Origin of the sequence: Enterobacter sp. BNK-34, from assembly GCF_048684445.1 — a bacterium.
Lineage (GTDB): Bacteria > Pseudomonadota > Gammaproteobacteria > Enterobacterales > Enterobacteriaceae > Enterobacter > Enterobacter pseudoroggenkampii.
In genome coordinates this window covers 1,561,945-1,582,331 of sequence record NZ_JBLQUA010000001.1, presented here as the reverse complement: position 1 = coordinate 1,582,331, position 20,387 = coordinate 1,561,945, and the positions used below count along the sequence as shown (strand labels likewise).

General features: G+C 53.9%; 13 protein-coding genes, 2 tRNA genes and 3 rRNA genes. 9 read left to right on the top strand and 9 right to left on the bottom strand.

All coding sequences use genetic code 11. From position 1 onward, the window contains the following. Positions 1–27 precede the first annotated feature (27 nt). From ACMGG5_RS07750 to ACMGG5_RS07740, 3 genes are all read right to left on the bottom strand, one after another. The gene (locus ACMGG5_RS07750; protein ID WP_024907354.1) at positions 28–381 is read right to left on the bottom strand and encodes a DUF4156 domain-containing protein; all 354 of its coding nucleotides are present in this window, start codon (positions 379–381) and stop codon (positions 28–30) included. 134 nt (positions 382–515) lie between these two features. Continuing rightward, a complete protein-coding gene (gene groL, locus ACMGG5_RS07745; RefSeq protein WP_023310114.1) occupies positions 516–2,159 on the bottom strand; it encodes a chaperonin GroEL in 1,644 nt (547 codons plus the stop codon). A 31-nt stretch (positions 2,160–2,190) separates the two neighbouring features. Then, positions 2,191–2,484, bottom strand: a complete 294-nt coding sequence (locus ACMGG5_RS07740) for a co-chaperone GroES (protein ID WP_003855929.1) — start codon at positions 2,482–2,484, stop codon at positions 2,191–2,193. A 179-nt stretch (positions 2,485–2,663) separates the two neighbouring features. Here ACMGG5_RS07740 and yjeH point away from each other — a divergent pair, with 179 nt between their 5' ends. After that, on the top strand, positions 2,664–3,905 hold the full coding sequence (gene yjeH, locus ACMGG5_RS07735) for an L-methionine/branched-chain amino acid transporter (protein ID WP_024907355.1): 1,242 nt from the start codon (positions 2,664–2,666) through the stop codon (positions 3,903–3,905). A 34-nt stretch (positions 3,906–3,939) separates the two neighbouring features. On the opposite strand, the gene ACMGG5_RS07730 is transcribed toward yjeH, so the two are convergent. Then, positions 3,940–4,404 carry an FxsA family protein gene (locus tag ACMGG5_RS07730; RefSeq protein WP_024907356.1) on the bottom strand — a complete coding sequence of 155 codons (465 nt, stop codon included), beginning with the start codon at positions 4,402–4,404 and terminating at the stop codon, positions 3,940–3,942. A 335-nt stretch (positions 4,405–4,739) separates the two neighbouring features. On the opposite strand from ACMGG5_RS07730, the gene aspA reads away from it, so the two are divergent. From aspA to ACMGG5_RS07700, 6 genes are all read left to right on the top strand, one after another. Beyond that, the gene (aspA, locus tag ACMGG5_RS07725; RefSeq protein WP_003855923.1) at positions 4,740–6,176 is read left to right on the top strand and encodes an aspartate ammonia-lyase; all 1,437 of its coding nucleotides are present in this window, start codon (positions 4,740–4,742) and stop codon (positions 6,174–6,176) included. 115 nt (positions 6,177–6,291) lie between these two features. Continuing rightward, positions 6,292–7,593: an anaerobic C4-dicarboxylate transporter gene (locus ACMGG5_RS07720; protein ID WP_024907357.1), complete on the top strand. Its 1,302-nt coding sequence runs from the start codon at positions 6,292–6,294 to the stop codon at positions 7,591–7,593. Between the two features lie 113 nt (positions 7,594–7,706). Then, positions 7,707–8,030: a divalent cation tolerance protein CutA gene (gene cutA, locus ACMGG5_RS07715; protein ID WP_014168278.1), complete on the top strand. Its 324-nt coding sequence runs from the start codon at positions 7,707–7,709 to the stop codon at positions 8,028–8,030. Then, positions 8,006–9,703, top strand: coding sequence for a protein-disulfide reductase DsbD (locus ACMGG5_RS07710; RefSeq protein ID WP_420277678.1), 1,698 nt, complete (start codon positions 8,006–8,008; stop codon positions 9,701–9,703). Before cutA ends, ACMGG5_RS07710 begins: the two co-directional genes overlap by 25 nt. A gap of 49 nt (positions 9,704–9,752) precedes the next feature. Further along, a complete protein-coding gene (locus ACMGG5_RS07705; RefSeq protein WP_021240733.1) occupies positions 9,753–10,328 on the top strand; it encodes a transcriptional regulator in 576 nt (191 codons plus the stop codon). Between the two features lie 127 nt (positions 10,329–10,455). Continuing rightward, a tRNA-Phe gene (locus ACMGG5_RS07700) sits at positions 10,456–10,531 on the top strand. 240 nt (positions 10,532–10,771) lie between these two features. Here ACMGG5_RS07700 and rrf read toward each other — a convergent pair. The 4 genes from rrf to ACMGG5_RS07680 all read right to left on the bottom strand — a co-directional run bounded on the left by rrf (position 10,772) and on the right by ACMGG5_RS07680 (position 15,750). Next, positions 10,772–10,887: ribosomal RNA gene (gene rrf / locus ACMGG5_RS07695) — 5S ribosomal RNA — on the bottom strand. Positions 10,888–10,959: 72 nt separating this feature from the next. Further along, a 23S ribosomal RNA gene (locus ACMGG5_RS07690) occupies positions 10,960–13,864 on the bottom strand. Between the two features lie 183 nt (positions 13,865–14,047). Then, positions 14,048–14,123, bottom strand: a tRNA-Glu gene (locus ACMGG5_RS07685). An 85-nt stretch (positions 14,124–14,208) separates the two neighbouring features. Beyond that, positions 14,209–15,750: ribosomal RNA gene (locus ACMGG5_RS07680) — 16S ribosomal RNA — on the bottom strand. The 16S, 23S and 5S rRNA genes sit together here with 1 tRNA gene alongside, the layout of an rRNA operon. Positions 15,751–16,247: 497 nt before the next feature. On the opposite strand from ACMGG5_RS07680, the gene ACMGG5_RS07675 reads away from it, so the two are divergent. Beyond that, a complete protein-coding gene (locus ACMGG5_RS07675; RefSeq protein ID WP_420277677.1) occupies positions 16,248–17,201 on the top strand; it encodes a nickel/cobalt transporter in 954 nt (317 codons plus the stop codon). Positions 17,202–17,234: 33 nt separating this feature from the next. Here ACMGG5_RS07675 and proP read toward each other — a convergent pair whose 3' ends face one another. Then, a complete protein-coding gene (proP, locus tag ACMGG5_RS07670; protein WP_024906762.1) occupies positions 17,235–18,737 on the bottom strand; it encodes a glycine betaine/L-proline transporter ProP in 1,503 nt (500 codons plus the stop codon). Positions 18,738–19,386: 649 nt separating this feature from the next. Between proP and kdgT the strand changes: the two genes are divergently transcribed. Then, a complete protein-coding gene (kdgT, locus tag ACMGG5_RS07665) occupies positions 19,387–20,379 on the top strand; it encodes a 2-keto-3-deoxygluconate transporter (protein ID WP_024906761.1) in 993 nt (330 codons plus the stop codon). Positions 20,380–20,387 lie beyond the last annotated feature (8 nt).

Sequence of the window (20,387 nt, the reverse complement as noted above, 5' to 3'; positions counted from 1 at the left end):
CTCCCACAGGGAGAGGGAAAAAGGCAATCAGTTCGGGCACTTGTAGACCTGGCCGCTCATCTGGCTGGCGGTCGGGACGAAGCTGGACAGCATACTCTGCGTTGGGCTGCTCACGCCGTAAATCACGTTGCCACCCATTGCCGCAGCCTGGTTACGCAGGGCATTCGCCGCACCGCGCATAGAGCCACCTTCTTCGCCATGCTGACCAGACATCCAGTTGCTTTGCTCACCGGTTGCCGTACCTAACAGCTGGCATTCACTGCCAGGCTTATCTTCCACAAAGCGAACGCCCTGGCCCGCTGCCGACAGCTCATTGCTGGAGCTACAACCCGCCAGCAGCAATGCTGCCCCTACAATCCCTGCACAGACTTTTACGCGCATGTTATTCCTCGTTTTCAATAAGCTGGACAGTAGTTGTCCGTGTGTAAATCTTATACCTAAAAGATGACCAAAAGAAAAACCCCCGAGCATTTCTGCCCGGGGGTTTTTCACATTCTACGACGTAGAGCGCACGATTACATCATGCCGCCCATTCCGCCCATGCCGCCCATACCAGCAGCACCTAAGTCAGGTGCATCGCCTTTTGGCAGGTCGGTCACCATGCACTCGGTGGTGATCATCAGACCAGCAACAGAGGCCGCATACTGCAAAGCAGAACGGGTTACTTTAGTTGGGTCCAGGATACCGAAGTCGATCATGTTGCCGTATTCTTCGGTTGCAGCGTTGTAACCGTAGTTACCTTCGCCCGCTTTAACGTTGTTCGCCACAACAGATGGCTCTTCACCGGCGTTGGACACGATCTGACGCAGAGGCGCTTCCATTGCGCGCAGCGCAACTTTGATACCCACGTTCTGATCTTCGTTCTGAGCGGTCAGGCCAGCCAGTTTAGCGGCCACGCGCACCAGCGCAACGCCACCACCCGCAACCACGCCTTCTTCTACCGCAGCACGGGTCGCGTGCAGGGCATCGTCAACGCGTGCTTTTTTCTCTTTCATTTCAACTTCGGTCGCCGCACCGACTTTAATTACCGCAACGCCGCCAGCCAGTTTCGCTACGCGCTCCTGCAGTTTTTCACGGTCGTAATCGGAAGTCGCTTCTTCGATCTGCTTACGGATCTGACCCACGCGGCCCTGAATAGCGGCTTCTTCACCCACGCCATCGATGATGGTGGTGGTGTCTTTGTTGATCACAACGCGTTTCGCCTGGCCCAGGTCTTCCAGGGTCGCTTTTTCCAGCTCCATACCGATCTCTTCAGAGATCACGGTACCGCCGGTCAGAGTAGCGATATCCTGCAGCATCGCTTTACGGCGATCGCCGAAGCCAGGTGCTTTAACAGCAGCCACTTTCACGATGCCGCGCATGGTGTTAACCACCAGAGTTGCCAGCGCTTCGCCTTCAACGTCTTCAGCGATGATAACCAGCGGTTTGCCTGCTTTAGCAACGGCTTCCAGCACTGGCAGCATTTCGCGGATGTTGGAGATTTTCTTGTCAGCCAGCAGGATGAACGGGCTTTCCAGCTCAACAGCGCCAGTCTCTGGCTTGTTGATGAAGTATGGGGACAGGTAACCGCGGTCGAACTGCATACCTTCAACCACGTCCAGTTCGTCTTCCAGACCGGTACCGTCTTCAACGGTGATCACGCCTTCTTTACCGACTTTATCCATCGCTTCTGCGATCAGTTTACCTACGGTTTCGTCGGAGTTAGCGGAGATGGTACCAACCTGAGCAATGGCTTTAGAGTCAGAGCACGGTACGGACAGCGCTTTCAGTTCTTCAACAGCGGAGGCGACAGCTTTGTCGATACCACGTTTCAGATCCATTGGGTTCATGCCCGCAGCAACGGCTTTCAGACCTTCAGTGATGATAGCCTGCGCCAGAACGGTCGCGGTGGTGGTACCGTCGCCTGCAGCGTCGTTCGCTTTAGAGGCAACTTCTTTCACCATCTGCGCGCCCATGTTTTCGAACTTGTCTTCCAGCTCGATTTCACGTGCTACAGAAACACCATCTTTGGTGATGGTTGGCGCGCCGAAGGATTTATCCAGCACTACGTTACGGCCTTTCGGGCCCAGGGTCACTTTAACTGCATCTGCCAGTACGTTTACGCCGCGGAGCATTTTTACACGAGCGTCGTTACCGAATTTTACGTCTTTAGCTGCCATGTTCTTATTTCCTCAAATTCTCGTGCGTAAATTACGCTTCAACAATTGCCAGAATGTCGCTCTCGGACATGATCAACACTTCTTCATTGTCGATCTTCTCGGATTTCACGCCGTAGCCATCGTTGAAAATTACGATGTCACCAACTTTAACGTCCAGCGGCTGCACAGTTCCGTTTTCCAGGATGCGGCCCTTACCGACAGCGATGATTTCGCCACGCGTTGATTTGGCTGCTGCAGAACCGGTCAGAACGATGCCGCCAGCAGACTTGGTTTCAACTTCTTTACGTTTGACGATCACACGATCATGTAACGGACGAATACTCATTGATAGCTCTCCTTTGAGAAAGTCATTATCAGTTATGGATGACGCCGGCCCGCAAGCGGTTTTCCGACTAGTGCCCTGAGAGATGGGGATAGCTTTTTACCCCTTCAAGGGGGAGTTGAAAAAAAAATTTGCGAAAGTGTTACCATCGCCTCTCTTTTGGTACTGGCAGGGCGATGTCAATGAGTGGACTCAAGCAGGAGTTAGGGCTGGCGCAGGGCGTTGGCCTGCTCTCAACCTCCTTGTTAGGTACGGGCGTGTTTGCCGTACCGGCACTGGCGGCGCTGGTCGCGGGAAATAATAGCCTGTGGGCGTGGCCAGCGCTGATTGTACTGGTTTTCCCGATAGCCATTGTGTTTGCCATCCTGGGGCGGCATTTCCCCAGCGCGGGCGGCGTGGCGCACTTTGTCGGCCTGGCCTTTGGGCCGCGGCTGCAGCGTGTCACCGGCTGGCTGTTTCTCTCCGTCATTCCGGTTGGCCTTCCTGCGGCGCTGCACATTGCGACCGGCTTTGGTCAGGCGCTGTTTGGCTGGCATAACGAGCAGCTGTTGCTGGCAGAACTGGGCACGCTGGCTATCGTCTGGTGGGTAGGCTCTCGCGGGGCCCGCTCCAGCGCCAACCTGCAGACGCTGGTTGCGGTGCTGATTGTCGCGCTCGTTGCCGCTATCTGGTGGGCGGGCGATATCACAATCAAGGAAATTCCCTTCCCGGCGGTGACAGACGTCGATCATTCACAGCTTTTCGCCGCGCTCTCCGTCATGTTCTGGTGTTTTGTGGGTCTGGAAGCCTTTGCCCATCTTGCCTCTGAATTTAAGCAGCCTGAGCGCGATTTCCCCCGGGCGCTGATGATAGGCCTGCTGCTGGCAGGCACGGTCTACTGGGCGTGTACCGTGCTGGTGTTGCACTTCCACGCGTTCGGTGCGGATCTCGCCGCCGCGGCATCGCTGCCGGGTATCGTGGTTAATCTGTTCGGTGTGAAGGCGCTGTGGATCGCCTGCGTCATCGGCTATCTGGCCTGTTTTGCCAGCCTGAATATTTATATCCAGAGCTTTGCCCGGCTGGTGTGGTCGCAGGCGCTCGACAAACCTGAAAATCGCCTCGCGCGCCTGTCTAAACGCCAGCTTCCGCTGAATGCCCTGAATGCCGTGCTGGGCTGCTGCGTATTGAGCACGCTGTGTATTTACGCACTGAAGATCAATCTGGACGCGCTGATCGTCTACGCCAACGGTATTTTCATTATGATCTACCTGCTGTGCATGCTGGCGGGATGTCGTTTGCTGCAAGGTCGCTATAAAACACTGGCGGTCATCGGGGGTGGGCTTTGCCTGCTGTTGCTGGCGATGGTGGGATGGAAGAGTCTGTACGCGATTGTCATGCTGGCAGGACTGTGGCTGTTTTTACCGAAGCGCGATGCGCACCAGTAGCGCCCGGTAAGCGAAGCGCCACCGGGCAAATCTATCACCGATCGTCTTTATGGTCTAAACGGTCGTGCTGTTCATCTTTACGCTGATATTCCCCTTCAAAGGTATCGCCTGGCCCGGTGCTGAACCCACCGCCAGGCATACGGTTAAAGCGCAGATGCGGCAGCAGCTTCATGGTCAGGTGCTTTTGCACCGGCGGCAGAAGCAACAGAAGGCCGAGGAAGTCGGTGAAGAACCCCGGCAGGATCAGCAGCAGCCCCGCAATAATCAGCGATACGCTTTTGATCATCTCCGCTGCCGGGCTTTCGCCTGCGGCCATCTTCTCCTGCATTAACAGGAAATTTTTGAAACCCTGATTACGCACCAGCGACATGCCGATGACGGAGGTGAAAATCACCAGAATCAACGTCAGCAGGACGCCCAGCACATGGGCAACCTGGATGAAAATGGAAATCTCAATGTAAACATAGAGAAAGAAAGCAATAAACGGTATCCAGCGCACTGGCATCTCCTGTGTGGCAGAGGCTATCAGGCCCCTGTCTGAATGTGTTCGCGACGCGCGTTTGTATGAGATGGTGACGGTTAGCGAAAATTCAATCAGTTTGCACGGATATTTTTTTTGGAAATATTAAAGCGGTGACCCATTTCACAGATTAATAATTATCATGGAATCGGCTCGATAATAAGTGATCCAGCTTACGGCAATTCGCTATCATCAGCATATGATCTCGAGCATCTGGCTGATTGAGGGAATAATCGTCGGCCAGAAAATATTCAAAACCACATAAATACTGTGTGTTTAGTACAATCCATCGGCAGCTTGAAAAGAAGGTTCACATGTTAAACAACATTCGTATCGAAGAAGACTTGTTGGGTACCAGGGAAGTTCCAGCGGATGCCTACTACGGTGTCCACACTCTGAGAGCGATTGAAAACTTCTACATCAGCAACAGCAAAATCAGTGACATCCCTGAGTTTGTTCGTGGCATGGTGATGGTGAAGAAAGCCGCAGCCCTGGCCAACAAAGAGCTGCAAACCATTCCTAAAAGCGCGGCAAATGCGATTATCGCGGCCTGCGATGAAGTGCTGAACAACGGCAAATGCATGGATCAGTTCCCGGTTGACGTCTATCAGGGCGGCGCGGGCACCTCCGTCAACATGAATACCAACGAAGTACTGGCAAACATTGGCCTGGAGCTGATGGGTCACCAGAAAGGTGAATACCAGTACCTGAACCCGAACGACCACGTCAACAAATGCCAGTCCACCAACGACGCCTACCCAACCGGCTTCCGTATTGCGGTGTATGCCTCCGTGGTGAAACTGGTGGATGCGATCAACCAGCTGGGCGATGGCTTCCAGCGTAAAGCGGTTGAGTTCCAGGACATTCTGAAAATGGGTCGTACCCAGCTGCAGGATGCGGTGCCGATGACCCTCGGTCAGGAATTCCACGCGTTTAACGTACTGCTGAACGAAGAGACCAAAAACCTGCTGCGTACCTCCGAGCTGCTGCTGGAAGTGAACCTGGGCGCCACCGCTATCGGTACGCGTCTGAACACCCCGGATGGCTATCAGCAACTGGCGGTACAGAAGCTGGCTGAAGTGTCCAACCTGCCGGTTGTGCCTGCAGAAGACCTGATTGAAGCGACCTCCGACTGCGGCGCCTACGTCATGGTACACAGCGCGCTGAAACGTCTGGCGGTGAAACTGTCCAAAATCTGTAATGACCTGCGCCTGCTCTCTTCCGGTCCGCGCGCTGGCCTGAATGAAATCAACCTGCCAGAACTGCAGGCGGGTTCATCCATCATGCCGGCCAAGGTGAACCCGGTCGTGCCAGAAGTAGTGAATCAGGTTTGCTTTAAAGTCATCGGTAACGATACGACCGTAACCATGGCCTCTGAAGCGGGTCAGCTGCAGCTGAACGTGATGGAGCCGGTAATTGGCCAGGCGATGTTTGAATCTATCCACATTCTGACCAATGCCTGCTACAACCTGCTGGAAAAATGCATTAACGGCATCACGGCGAATAAAGAAGTCTGTGAAGGTTATGTCTATAACTCCATCGGGATCGTCACCTACCTCAACCCGTTCATCGGCCACCACAACGGCGACATCGTCGGTAAGATTTGTGCCGAAACCGGTAAGAGCGTGCGTGAAGTGGTGCTGGAGCGCGGGCTGTTGACCGAAGCCGAGCTGGACGATATCTTCTCGGCCCAAAACCTGATGCACCCGGCATATAAAGCGAAACGATATACCGATGAAAGCGAACAGTAACCGTTCAGGCTAGGCTTCTTAAGGCACGTCACTTGTGACGTGCCTTTTTTCTTTTTAGGCGTTACCAAAATACAACAATTCAATATCAACTTGTTAATAAGCAAGGCAGGTCCTTATGTTTGGAGCAGAACTCGTCATCGTCTTGTTGGCGATTTATTTGGGAGCACGACTCGGGGGTATCGGCATCGGTTTTGCCGGCGGTCTTGGAGTGCTCGTTCTTACCCTTATCTTTCAGATTAAACCCGGCGCTATCCCGTTCGACGTTATCGAAATCATCATGGCTGTTATTGCCGCTATTGCCGCCATGCAGGTGGCAGGCGGTATGGACTACCTGGTAAGCCTGGCGGAACGCATGCTACGCCGCCACCCTAAATACATTACCTTCCTTGCTCCGCTGGTGACCTGGTTTATGACCATTCTCGCCGGTACTGGCCACACCGCTTTCTCCACGTTACCGGTGATTACCGAAGTGGCGAAAGAACAGGGTATCCGTCCGTCTCGTCCGCTCTCTATTGCGGTCGTCGCGTCCCAGATCGCCATTACCGCCTCGCCGATTTCCGCGGCGGTGGTCTTCTTCGCCGGTATCCTGGAGCCGATGGGCGTGAGCTACCTGACGCTGCTGGCGATCTGTATCCCGGTGACGCTGATTGCGGTGATGATTACCGCTGTGCTGTGCAACTTCCTCGGCGCTGAACTGAAAGACGACCCGGTTTATCAGGAGCGTCTGGCAAAAGGTGAAGTGAGCCTGCGCGGCAGCCAGGTCTTCGAACTGAAGCCACATGCGAAACGCTCCGTGCTGCTGTTCCTGATTGGGATTGTCGCCGTCATGTTCTATGCGACCGCCATCAGCGATACCGTGGGTCTGATCCAGAACCCGGTCCTGCCGCGTAACGAAGCGATTGTGGTGTTCATGCTGACCATCGCAACGCTGATTAGCATCACCTGTAAAATTGACACCAGCGAAGTGCTGAACGCCAGCACCTTCAAATCCGGTATGAGCGCCTGCGTGTGCGTGCTGGGTGTGGCGTGGCTCGGTGATACCTTCGTGAAAGCGCACATTAGCGACATTCAGACCGTAGCAGGCGACCTGCTGCATAACTACCCATGGCTGCTGGCGGTCGTGCTGTTCTTTGCGGCTACCCTGCTTTACTCTCAGGCAGCGACCACCAAAGCGCTGATGCCTGCGGCTCTGATGCTGGGCGTCACCCCGTTAACCGCTATCGCCTCGTTTGCTGCTGTTTCTGCCCTGTTCGTGCTGCCTACCTACCCAACCTTGCTGGCGGCCGTTGAGATGGACGACACCGGCTCAACCCGTATCGGTAAGTATGTGTTTAACCATGCGTTCCTGATCCCGGGCGTGGTCGCCATTTCACTCTGCGTGATCCTCGGCTTTATCATCGGTGGCGTGGTGCTGTAAACCGTTCCCGGTTGTAAAAATAGTTAAAATCGGGCCGCTCTGCGGCCCGTTTCATTAATGACCAACCGCCTTGCGTGATATAGTGAAACCTTTCGTGATGAGGAGGTCGACTTGTGAACACGCCTGATGCCGTTGTCGTACTGTGTACCGCCCCTGATGAAGCCTCTGCCCAGGATCTCGCCGCCAAAGTGCTGGCCGAAAAACTGGCAGCCTGCGTCACGCTCCTCCCCGGCGCGACCTCTCTTTACTATTGGGAAGGTAAGCTGGAGCAAGAGTACGAAGTCCAGATGTTGCTCAAAACCAATCTGGCGAATCAGCAGGCACTCCTGGACTGCCTCAAATCTCATCATCCTTACCAAACCCCGGAGCTGCTGGTCCTGCCAGTGGTTCATGGCGATAACGACTATCTCTCATGGCTCAACGCTTCCTTACGCTGATCCTGCTGCTGTGCAGCACATCAGTATTTGCCGGGTTGTTTGACGCGCCCGGCCGTTCGAACTTCATCCCTGCCGGCCAGGCTTTCGTTTTCGATTTTCAGCAAAACCAGCATGACCTTACGCTCAACTGGCAGGTGAAAGAGGGTTATTACCTCTATCGCAAGCAGGTAAGCATTACACCTGCTCAGGCCAGCGTGGGCGCTTTACAGATGCCCTCTGGTGAGTGGCATGAGGACGAGTTCTACGGCAAGAGTGAAATCTACCGCCAGCGCCTGAGCGTGCCTGTTACGGTGAATCAGGCGGATAAAGGTGCGACCCTGACGGTGACCTATCAGGGGTGCGCGGACGCGGGATTCTGCTATCCGCCTGAAACGAAGGTCGTTCCGCTCAGCGAAGTTAAGGCTGCCGCCGCTTTCTCCCCTCTCCCCTCTGGGGAGAGCGGTAAAAGTGAAGCTGCGTCAGACCTTCCGTTCTCCGCGCTGTGGGCCTTGCTGATCGGTATCGGCATTGCCTTTACGCCGTGCGTGCTGCCGATGTATCCGCTCATCTCTGGCATCGTGCTGGGCGGTAAGCAACGGCTTTCCACCGCCCGCGCCCTGCTGTTGGCCTTTATTTATGTGCAGGGCATGGCGTTGACCTACACAGCCCTTGGCCTTGTGGTTGCCGCTGCCGGGTTACAGTTCCAGGCCGCACTGCAGCATCCTTACGTCCTTATTGGCTTGTCGGTGGTGTTTATCCTGCTGGCTCTGTCGATGTTCGGCCTGTTTACCCTGCAGTTACCGTCGTCTCTGCAAACTCGCTTAACGCTAATGAGTAATCGCCAGCAGGGTGGCTCGGCGGGTGGGGTATTCGCGATGGGTGCCATCGCTGGTTTAATTTGTTCCCCTTGCACCACCGCACCGCTGAGCGCCATCCTGCTCTATATCGCCCAGAGCGGCAATCTGTGGCTTGGCGGCGGTACGCTGTACCTTTACGCGCTGGGCATGGGCCTGCCGCTGATTCTGGTCACGGTTTTCGGCAACCGCCTGCTGCCGAAGAGCGGCCCGTGGATGGAGACGGTGAAAACCGCGTTTGGTTTTGTGATTCTGGCGCTGCCGGTGTTCCTGCTGGAACGCATTACGGGTGACGTATGGGGCTCTCGCCTCTGGGCGATGCTCGGCGTAGCGTTCTTCTCCTGGGCGTTTATCGTCAGTCTGGGGGCCAAAAAAGCGTGGATGCGCCTGGTGCAAATCCTCCTGCTCGCCGCCGCGCTGGTGAGCGTGCGTCCTCTTCAGGACTGGGCGTTCGGCTCGCCGGTCGGCCAGACGCAGGCGCATCTGAACTTCATCCAGATTAAGAACGTTGATGAGCTCAACAGCGCGCTCGCACAGGCAAAAGGCAAGCCGGTGATGCTCGATCTCTATGCCGACTGGTGCGTCGCCTGCAAAGAGTTTGAAAAATACACCTTTAGCGATCCTCAGGTACAAAACGCCCTGAAAGAGACTGTTCTGCTCCAGGCGAACGTAACCGCCAATAATGCGCAGGATAAGGCTCTACTGAAGCAGCTTAACGTGCTCGGGCTGCCAACCATCCTGTTTTTCAATCAACAGGGACAGGAGCAGCCAGAACAGCGTGTAACCGGCTTTATGGATGCCGCGGCATTCAGCGCGCATTTGCGCAATCGCCAACCGTAAACAACACTGTAAACGTAACACACCGTTGGGAATAGCGGAGGAGACAACCGTGCAACGCGAAGACGTACTGGGACAAGCCCTGCAATTACTTGAGATTTATGGGATCGCCAGCACCACGCTTGAGATGGTAGCCGACCGTATCGATTACCCCCTGGATGATCTTAAGCGCTTCTGGCCGGATAAAGAGGCGCTCGTTTATGATGCTCTACGCTATCTCAGCCAGCAGGTTGATATCTGGCGCAGGCAGCTGATGCTGAATGAAGAGCTGACTGCGGAACAAAAGCTGCTGGCGCGCTATACCGCCCTGACGGAATGTGTCAGCAACAATCGCTATCCGGGTTGCCTGTTTATTGCGGCCTGTACGTTCTATCCCGATCCCGACCATCCTGTCCACCAGTTGGCGGATCAGCAAAAACGGGCAGCGCATGACTTCACTCACGAGCTGCTGACCCGTCTTGAAGTGGATGACCCGGCAATGGTGGCGAAACAGATGGAGCTGGTGCTGGAGGGCTGCCTGAGCCGCATGCTGGTGAACCGTAGCCAGGCCGACGTAGATACGGCGCACCGACTGGCGGAAGATATTCTGCGCTTTGCTCAGTGCCGTATGGGTGGGGCATTGACGTAAGCGAGCCTGTTAAATTTGCCCTATTCGACGCGTAAACCATCAGATTGCCGCAAAGTTAAGCAATTGAACAGCTTTTCCCGAAATAATGTTGACGATAAGGCGCGATTGCGGTTTAATGCGCTCCGTTGCCCGGATAGCTCAGTCGGTAGAGCAGGGGATTGAAAATCCCCGTGTCCTTGGTTCGATTCCGAGTCCGGGCACCACTATTTAAAGAACCCAGCCTATGGCTGGGTTTTTGCTTTTCTGCGTTTATAAATCCCTTCTTTAGTATTCTTGCTTCTTTTTACCGTGGGATCGTGCGGTCTGCCATGCCCGGTGGCGCTGCGCTTACCGGGCCTGCAGGTTTTGTAGGCCGGATAAGGCGAAGCCGTCATCCGGCATGTTTTCTGGCGTGCAAAGCAAAAAACCCCGCACCTTACGGTACGGGGTTCTTCTTAATTGATGCCTGGCAGTTCCCTACTCTCACATGGGGAGACCCCACACTACCATCGGCGCTACGGCGTTTCACTTCTGAGTTCGGCATGGGGTCAGGTGGGACCACCGCGCTAAAGCCGCCAGGCAAATTCTGTTAATCTGTATCAAGGCTGAATTTTGATTGTTCGTCTCTTCGCCAAAACATCTTCGGCGTTGTAAGGTTAAGCCTCACGGTTCATTAGTATCGGTTAGCTCAACGCATCGCTGCGCTTACACACCCGACCTATCAACGTCGTCGTCTTCAACGTTCCTTCAGGAGACTTAAAGTCTCAGGGAGAACTCATCTCGGGGCAAGTTTCGTGCTTAGATGCTTTCAGCACTTATCTTTTCCGCATTTAGCTACCGGGCAGTGCCATTGGCATGACAACCCGAACACCAGTGATGCGTCCACTCCGGTCCTCTCGTACTAGGAGCAGCCCCCCTCAATTCTCCAGCGCCCACGGCAGATAGGGACCGAACTGTCTCACGACGTTCTAAACCCAGCTCGCGTACCACTTTAAATGGCGAACAGCCATACCCTTGGGACCTACTTCAGCCCCAGGATGTGATGAGCCGACATCGAGGTGCCAAACACCGCCGTCGATATGAACTCTTGGGCGGTATCAGCCTGTTATCCCCGGAGTACCTTTTATCCGTTGAGCGATGGCCCTTCCATTCAGAACCACCGGATCACTATGACCTGCTTTCGCACCTGCTCGAGCCGTCACTCTCGCAGTCAAGCTAGCTTATGCCATTGCACTAACCTCCTGATGTCCGACCAGGATTAGCTAACCTTCGTGCTCCTCCGTTACTCTTTGGGAGGAGACCGCCCCAGTCAAACTACCCACCAGACACTGTCCGCAACCCGGATTACGGGTCTACGTTAGAACACCAGCCATTAAAGGGTGGTATTTCAAGGACGGCTCCACGCAGACTGGCGTCCACGCTTCAAAGCCTCCCACCTATCCTACACATCAAGGACCAGTGTTCAGTGTCAAGCTATAGTAAAGGTTCACGGGGTCTTTCCGTCTTGCCGCGGGTACACTGCATCTTCACAGCGAGTTCAATTTCACTGAGTCTCGGGTGGAGACAGCCTGGCCATCATTACGCCATTCGTGCAGGTCGGAACTTACCCGACAAGGAATTTCGCTACCTTAGGACCGTTATAGTTACGGCCGCCGTTTACCGGGGCTTCGATCAAGAGCTTCGCGTTGCCGCTAACCCCATCAATTAACCTTCCGGCACCGGGCAGGCGTCACACCGTATACGTCCACTTTCGTGTTTGCACAGTGCTGTGTTTTTAATAAACAGTTGCAGCCAGCTGGTATCTTCGACTGATTTCAGCTCCACCCGCAGGGGCTTCACCTACATATCAGCGTGCCTTCTCCCGAAGTTACGGCACCATTTTGCCTAGTTCCTTCACCCGAGTTCTCTCAAGCGCCTTGGTATTCTCTACCTGACCACCTGTGTCGGTTTGGGGTACGATTTGATGTTACCTGATGCTTAGAGGCTTTTCCTGGAAGCAGGGCATTTGTTACTTCAGCACCGTAGTGCCTCGTCATCACACCTCAGCGTTAAAAGGTACCGGATTTACCTGGAACCTCCGCCTACATGCTTAAACCGGGACAACCGTCGCCCGGCTAACATAGCCTTCTCCGTCCCCCCTTCGCAGTAACACCAAGTACAGGAATATTAACCTGTTTCCCATCGACTACGCCTTTCGGCCTCGCCTTAGGGGTCGACTCACCCTGCCCCGATTAACGTTGGACAGGAACCCTTGGTCTTCCGGCGAGCGGGCTTTTCACCCGCTTTATCGTTACTTATGTCAGCATTCGCACTTCTGATACCTCCAGCATGCCTCACAGCACACCTTCAACGGCTTACAGAACGCTCCCCTACCCAACAACACCTAAGTGTCGCTGCCGCAGCTTCGGTGCATGGTTTAGCCCCGTTACATCTTCCGCGCAGGCCGACTCGACCAGTGAGCTATTACGCTTTCTTTAAATGATGGCTGCTTCTAAGCCAACATCCTGGCTGTCTGTGCCTTCCCACATCGTTTCCCACTTAACCATGACTTTGGGACCTTAGCTGGCGGTCTGGGTTGTTTCCCTCTTCACGACGGACGTTAGCACCCGCCGTGTGTCTCCCGTGATAACATTCTTCGGTATTCGTAGTTTGCATCGGGTTGGTAAGCCGGGATGGCCCCCTAGCCGAAACAGTGCTCTACCCCCGAAGATGAGTTCACGAGGCGCTACCTAAATAGCTTTCGGGGAGAACCAGCTATCTCCCGGTTTGATTGGCCTTTCACCCCCAGCCACAAGTCATCCGCTAATTTTTCAACATTAGTCGGTTCGGTCCTCCAGTTAGTGTTACCCAACCTTCAACCTGCCCATGGCTAGATCACCGGGTTTCGGGTCTATACCCTGCAACTTAACGCCCAGTTAAGACTCGGTTTCCCTTCGGCTCCCCTATACGGTTAACCTTGCTACAGAATATAAGTCGCTGACCCATTATACAAAAGGTACGCAGTCACACCACGAAGGTGCTCCCACTGCTTGTACGTACACGGTTTCAGGTTCTTTTTCACTCCCCTCGCCGGGGTTCTTTTCGCCTTTCCCTCACGGTACTGGTTCACTATCGGTCAGTCAGGAGTATTTAGCCTTGGAGGATGGTCCCCCCATATTCAGACAGGATACCACGTGTCCCGCCCTACTCTTCGAGTTCACAACCTGTGCATTTTCGTGTACGGGAGTATCACCCTGTACCCTGCGACTTTCCAGACGCTTCCACTAACACACAAGCTGATTCAGACTCTGGGCTGCTCCCCGTTCGCTCGCCGCTACTGGGGGAATCTCGGTTGATTTCTTTTCCTCGGGGTACTTAGATGTTTCAGTTCCCCCGGTTCGCCTCGTTAACCTATGTATTCAGTTAACGATAGTGTGTCGAAACACACTGGGTTTCCCCATTCGGACATCGCCGGGTCAAAGGTTCATATCACCTCGCCGGCGCTTTTCGCAGATTAGCACGTCCTTCATCGCCTCTGACTGCCAGGGCATCCACCGTGTACGCTTAGTCGCTTAACCTCACAACCCGAAGATGTTTCACTTCATGATTGCGAAAATTTGAGAGACTCGAACACACCTTAAAGATGTGTCGTTTCAATTTTCAGCTTGATCCAGATTTTTAAAGAGCAAATATCTCAAACGTCACCCGAAGATGAGTTTTGAGATATGACGGCCGGTGACTTTCACTCACGAACCAGCAAGTGGCGTCCCCTAGGGGATTCGAACCCCTGTTACCGCCGTGAAAGGGCGGTGTCCTGGGCCTCTAGACGAAGGGGACACTGAAGTCTCAATCGCAAGACGCCTTGCTATTTACTTTTCATCAGACAATCTGTGTGAGCACTGCAAAGGCAGGTTCTTTAAGGTAAGGAGGTGATCCAACCGCAGGTTCCCCTACGGTTACCTTGTTACGACTTCACCCCAGTCATGAATCACAAAGTGGTAAGCGCCCTCCCGAAGGTTAAGCTACCTACTTCTTTTGCAACCCACTCCCATGGTGTGACGGGCGGTGTGTACAAGGCCCGGGAACGTATTCACCGTAGCATTCTGATCTACGATTACTAGCGATTCCGACTTCATGGAGTCGAGTTGCAGACTCCAATCCGGACTACGACGCACTTTATGAGGTCCGCTTGCTCTCGCGAGGTCGCTTCTCTTTGTATGCGCCATTGTAGCACGTGTGTAGCCCTACTCGTAAGGGCCATGATGACTTGACGTCATCCCCACCTTCCTCCAGTTTATCACTGGCAGTCTCCTTTGAGTTCCCGGCCTAACCGCTGGCAACAAAGGATAAGGGTTGCGCTCGTTGCGGGACTTAACCCAACATTTCACAACACGAGCTGACGACAGCCATGCAGCACCTGTCTCAGAGTTCCCGAAGGCACCAATCCATCTCTGGAAAGTTCTCTGGATGTCAAGAGTAGGTAAGGTTCTTCGCGTTGCATCGAATTAAACCACATGCTCCACCGCTTGTGCGGGCCCCCGTCAATTCATTTGAGTTTTAACCTTGCGGCCGTACTCCCCAGGCGGTCGACTTAACGCGTTAGCTCCGGAAGCCACGCCTCAAGGGCACAACCTCCAAGTCGACATCGTTTACGGCGTGGACTACCAGGGTATCTAATCCTGTTTGCTCCCCACGCTTTCGCACCTGAGCGTCAGTCTTTGTCCAGGGGGCCGCCTTCGCCACCGGTATTCCTCCAGATCTCTACGCATTTCACCGCTACACCTGGAATTCTACCCCCCTCTACAAGACTCTAGCCTGCCAGTTTCGAATGCAGTTCCCAGGTTGAGCCCGGGGATTTCACATCCGACTTGACAGACCGCCTGCGTGCGCTTTACGCCCAGTAATTCCGATTAACGCTTGCACCCTCCGTATTACCGCGGCTGCTGGCACGGAGTTAGCCGGTGCTTCTTCTGCGGGTAACGTCAATTGCTGAGGTTATTAACCTCAACACCTTCCTCCCCGCTGAAAGTACTTTACAACCCGAAGGCCTTCTTCATACACGCGGCATGGCTGCATCAGGCTTGCGCCCATTGTGCAATATTCCCCACTGCTGCCTCCCGTAGGAGTCTGGACCGTGTCTCAGTTCCAGTGTGGCTGGTCATCCTCTCAGACCAGCTAGGGATCGTCGCCTAGGTGAGCCGTTACCCCACCTACTAGCTAATCCCATCTGGGCACATCTGATGGCAAGAGGCCCGAAGGTCCCCCTCTTTGGTCTTGCGACGTTATGCGGTATTAGCTACCGTTTCCAGTAGTTATCCCCCTCCATCAGGCAGTTTCCCAGACATTACTCACCCGTCCGCCGCTCGTCACCCAGAGAGCAAGCTCTCCTGTGCTACCGCTCGACTTGCATGTGTTAGGCCTGCCGCCAGCGTTCAATCTGAGCCATGATCAAACTCTTCAATTTAAGTTTGATGCTCGTGAATTAAACTTCGTAATGAATTACGCATGTTCACTCAGAGACTTGGTATTCATTTTTCGTCCGAGGACGTTAAGAATCCATGTCACTTTGAGTGCCCACACAGATTGTCTGATAAATTGTTAAAGAGCAGTGCAACGCGGCTTTCGCTCACCGTTGCGAGGTGGCGTATATTACGCTTTCCTCTTTCAGAGTCAACCCGTTATTTCAGGATTTTTTCTCTTCAACCGAACCGCTTGTTGTGTGAAGTGATTCACATCCGCCGTGTCGATGGAGGCGCATTATAGGGAGTTCCCGAACGACCGCAACCGAAAAGTTGCAAAAAAATGACTGACTGCTGCATTCCCCAGCAAAACCCCGCCTTATACCCTTTTATACACAAAGTTATCCACAATCATGAGCGGATCGCGATGCGATCCTACGAATTGCGCGGGAAGATCAACTATACTAGCGGCAAATACTCTCCTCTGTGCAGGCCCATCCTCATGACCACACAACGCCTCGCCCGTGACTGGCGTCTCCCTACAGCAGGAGTGATGCTGCTGGCAATCCTCTTTGCCGGTTTTACCCTGCATGCGCACTGGAACGCTTTTATCCAGTGGTGTCTCGCCACACAAATTACGCTGCACCGTTATCTGGTGATGTATCTGCTGCAGCTTAATAACCACCAGTACAGCGGCGGATTATGGCTGTTAACGGGAGCTTTCCTTTATGGTGTCCTTCACGCCATCGGACCCGGGCATGGAAAATTCATTGTGACGACCTATCTGACCACCAATAAGGAAAGCGAGCTGGCCGCCCGGGTCGTCCCCTTCCTGGGTAGCCTGATGCAGGGCGTCAGCGCCATTCTTTTTGTCTTTATTCTGGCGGTGGGGTTCAACCTCGCCTCAGGGGATATCAGTACCAGCCGCTGGTACGTGGAGAAGATCAGCGCAGTACTTATTGGCGCATTCGGCGCATTTGTCATTTACCAGGCGCTGAAGAGTCTGCGCCCGCGCAGGATGTCTGTCTTTGCCATTAAGCCGCTTCATCAGCACGACGAACACTGTGGCTGCGGCCATCACGGCGTAGGTACAGACCTGACGCAGGGCGACTGGAAAACCCGTCTGGGTGTCATTCTGGCAATTGGCGCACGCCCGTGCAGCGGGGCGATCATGATTCTGATGTTTTCGAACGCGCTGGGCATTGTCACCTGGGGGGTGGCCGCAGTCATGACCATGTCTTTGGGAACCGCGCTTTCTATCGTGGGGCTTTCACTGGCAGTACGCTACGCCCGCGAGCGCACGGTGAGCTGGTTCGGAGAAAGCGCCTCATTAAGATGGCTCGTACCGGCAGTCAAAATAGCCGGAGGGATAGTCCTGATCCTGTTCGCGACGGTGCTGTTCCTGACGGTGATCCCCATCAGTGCCAATGGCGACTACATCGCCGCCGGATGCTAATAAAAGAAAACCCGCCGTTGGCGGGTTTTTTTATTACTCGTTGATGCGTGGATGCTGGTCCACCAGTCGGGAGCGTTTTTTCTGCAGCTCTTCAATCTCTGCGTCGATATCTTCAATCTTCTGCTCTACGTTATCGTAGTGCTCACGCAGGATCTCTTTCGCTTCCTGAATATCAGACGCCGCAGGCGTTGCACCTTTCAGAGGACGATTCGCCGTCTCCTTCATGGTAATACCGGTAATCAAACCGATCACCGCGATCACCATCAGGTAATAAGCCGGCATCATCAGGTTCTGCGTGCTCTCCACCAGCGAGGCGGCAAGCGTCGGGGTCAGGCCGGCAATCAGCACCGAGATGTTAAAGGCCGCGGCCAGCGCACTGTAGCGAATGTGGGTCGGGAACATCGCGGGCAGCGTTGAGGCCATCACCCCGATAAAGCAGTTAAGGATCACCGCCAGCATCAGCAGACCGGCAAAAATCAGCCCCAGCACATCGCTGTTAATCAGAATAAATGCCGGGATTGCCAGAGCAAACAGCGCAACGCTTCCCAGAATAATGAACGGTCGACGGCCAAAACGGTCACTCAACAGGCCCATAATCGGCTGCACAAACAGCATACCGACCATGATGGCGATAATAATCAAGACACCGTGATCTTCCGAGTAGTGCAGGTTATGCGACAGATAGCTCGGCATGTAGGTCAGCAGCATGTAATAGGTCACGTTGGTCGAAATCACCAGGCCAATACAGGTCAGCAGGCTGCGCCAGTGCTTAGTGGCAATCTCTTTGAACGATACCTTCGGACCATCCTGCAGCCCTTCGCGGTCACCCTGTTCCAGCTTATCGACGTGCTGCTGGAACGCGGGCGTTTCTTCAAGCGCATGACGCAGGTAGAGACCAATGATCCCCAGCGGCAATGCCAGGAAGAACGGGATACGCCAGCCCCAGTCGAGGAAGTTCGCTTCCCCCACTACGGTTGAAATCAGCACCACCACGCCCGCGCCCAGAACAAACCCGGCAATCGAGCCGAAGTCCAGCCAGCTTCCCATAAACCCGCGCTTACGGTCCGGAGAGTACTCGGCAACAAAGATCGAGGCGCCGGTGTATTCACCACCCACGGAGAAGCCCTGAGCCATCTTACAGATCAGCAGCAGAATCGGTGCCCAAATGCCGATGGTGGCGTAAGACGGGATAAGGCCGATACAGAATGTACTGATCGACATAATGACGATGGTGATGGCAAGGATTTTCTGACGACCATATTTATCGCCGAGCATACCGAAGAACAGTCCACCCAGCGGGCGAATCAGGAAGGGAACGGAGAACGTACCCAGTGCGGCAATCATCTGAAGGCTGGGATCGGCCCCGGGGAAAAACACTTTACCTAACGCATAGGCCACAAAGCCGTAGACACCAAAATCGAACCATTCCATCGCATTACCGAGCGAGGCTGCGGTAATGGCTTTACGCAGCTTTGCGTCATCAATAATGGTGACGTCGCGAAGCGTGATGGGTTTAATCTTTTTCCTTCTTAGCATAGCTATCCTCGTTGACTCGGCCCTGTCTGTTTCACAGTCCAGTTTGCGTTCTGTGAACCATGGGATCCGCTCCATGCGAATCGCCTTATTCAAGCGTAGCAGGTTTACTTACATTGACGTTTTACGCCGATACAACCGAACCTGTTGACGCCTGCCTGGGCAGTTAATGACCTTTTTACCCTACCAGCGTTTATATTTGTGATCAACTTCACACATATTTTCGCGTCCGGTCAACTCAGTCAAATTTTTGTCAAGGAGTGCCAATAAGCACTTCCTTAACCTACCTAAAGAGCATCCACACGCACGTCATTATTTCTTTCGTAACAGAAAAACAAACCACGGTAATTCACATCAAATTTACATAAATTTCCATCAACAGGAACCGGACTCAGGTTTTACATTGAATATGTGACAAAGATAACTAAAACGATGTTTTATTTTCATTGAATCGATATTCCAATGATCGCATGATAAATCCGAATTCAGCGTTTTATGTTTTACAGAATGAGGTTAATCGAGAGCACACATTTAATTATGCGTGCAGGATTATCGAAAAAAAACCGCAAGCGACAAGAGCAATTAATTGAATTTATTGACTAATTTTTAACACCTGTCACCCGTCCTGCGGGCTCCGATGTGAGGTTTGTCCATGAAGATTAAAGCCACGATAGAACGCATACCCGGCGGTATGATGCTGGTTCCGCTGGTACTGGGCGCCATCCTGAATACCCTTGCCCCTGATACCGGGGCTTATTTTGGCGGTTTCACAAAAGGCATGATAACGGGCACGGTTCCGATTCTTGCCGTCTGGTTTTTTTGTATCGGCGCATCCATTAATTTGCGGGCAACAGGTACTGTAATACGGAAATCCGGCACGCTGGTGATAACCAAAATAGCCGTAGCCTGGGCGGTAGCAATGATATGCGCGATGTTCATCCCGGAGACTGGAATTCAAACCGGGTTCTTCGCGGGATTATCGGTCCTGGCGATTGTCTCGGCGATGGATATGACTAATGGCGGATTGTACGCCAGCCTGATGAATCAGTACGGGACGAAAGAAGAGTCCGGCGCATTTGTGTTGATGTCTCTTGAGTCTGGCCCGCTGATGACGATGCTGATCCTGGGGTCTGCTGGCCTGGCCTCTTTTGAACCCCACCACTTTGTCGGCGCGATCCTGCCCTTCCTGATCGGCTTTGCCCTTGGCAATCTCGATCACGATCTGCGTGATTTCTTCAGCAAAGCCACGCCGGTGCTGATCCCGTTCTTCGGCTTCGCACTGGGGAACACCATAAATCTGAAGGTTATCCTCGATACCGGCCTGCTGGGTATTGTGTTGGGGGTCGCCGTGATCGTCATTACCGGTATTCCGCTGATCATTGCCGACCGCGTGATCGGAGGAGGAAACGGCACGGCCGGCGTCGCCGCCTCTTCAGCCGCAGGGGCTGCCGTCGCAAACCCGGTGATTATTGCCCAGATTAACCCGGCCTTCGAACCGGTGGCCGCTTCAGCGACAGCGCTGGTTGCCGCCAGCGTCATTGTCACCGCGATTCTGGTGCCGATCATCACGGCGCTGTACGCGAAACGCTACGGGAATATGCAAGAGGCCCAGCCTGAACCGAAACCAATAGAAATGAATCATTAACACACCGC

What these genes read in the sequence shown, in the direction of transcription:
- ACMGG5_RS07750 (WP_024907354.1), bottom strand. Translation starts at nt 381, where the DNA reads ATGCGCGTAAAAGTCTGTGCAGGGATTGTAGGGGCAGCATTGCTGCTG.
- ACMGG5_RS07720 (WP_024907357.1), top strand. Translation starts at nt 6,292, where the DNA reads ATGTTTGGAGCAGAACTCGTCATCGTCTTGTTGGCGATTTATTTGGGA.
- aspA (WP_003855923.1), top strand. Translation starts at nt 4,740, where the DNA reads ATGTTAAACAACATTCGTATCGAAGAAGACTTGTTGGGTACCAGGGAA.
- proP (WP_024906762.1), bottom strand. Translation starts at nt 18,737, where the DNA reads ATGCTAAGAAGGAAAAAGATTAAACCCATCACGCTTCGCGACGTCACC.
- ACMGG5_RS07675 (WP_420277677.1), top strand. Translation starts at nt 16,248, where the DNA reads ATGACCACACAACGCCTCGCCCGTGACTGGCGTCTCCCTACAGCAGGA.
- ACMGG5_RS07710 (WP_420277678.1), top strand. Translation starts at nt 8,006, where the DNA reads ATGGCTCAACGCTTCCTTACGCTGATCCTGCTGCTGTGCAGCACATCA.
- ACMGG5_RS07740 (WP_003855929.1), bottom strand. Translation starts at nt 2,484, where the DNA reads ATGAGTATTCGTCCGTTACATGATCGTGTGATCGTCAAACGTAAAGAA.
- kdgT (WP_024906761.1), top strand. Translation starts at nt 19,387, where the DNA reads ATGAAGATTAAAGCCACGATAGAACGCATACCCGGCGGTATGATGCTG.
- groL (WP_023310114.1), bottom strand. Translation starts at nt 2,159, where the DNA reads ATGGCAGCTAAAGACGTAAAATTCGGTAACGACGCTCGTGTAAAAATG.
- yjeH (WP_024907355.1), top strand. Translation starts at nt 2,664, where the DNA reads ATGAGTGGACTCAAGCAGGAGTTAGGGCTGGCGCAGGGCGTTGGCCTG.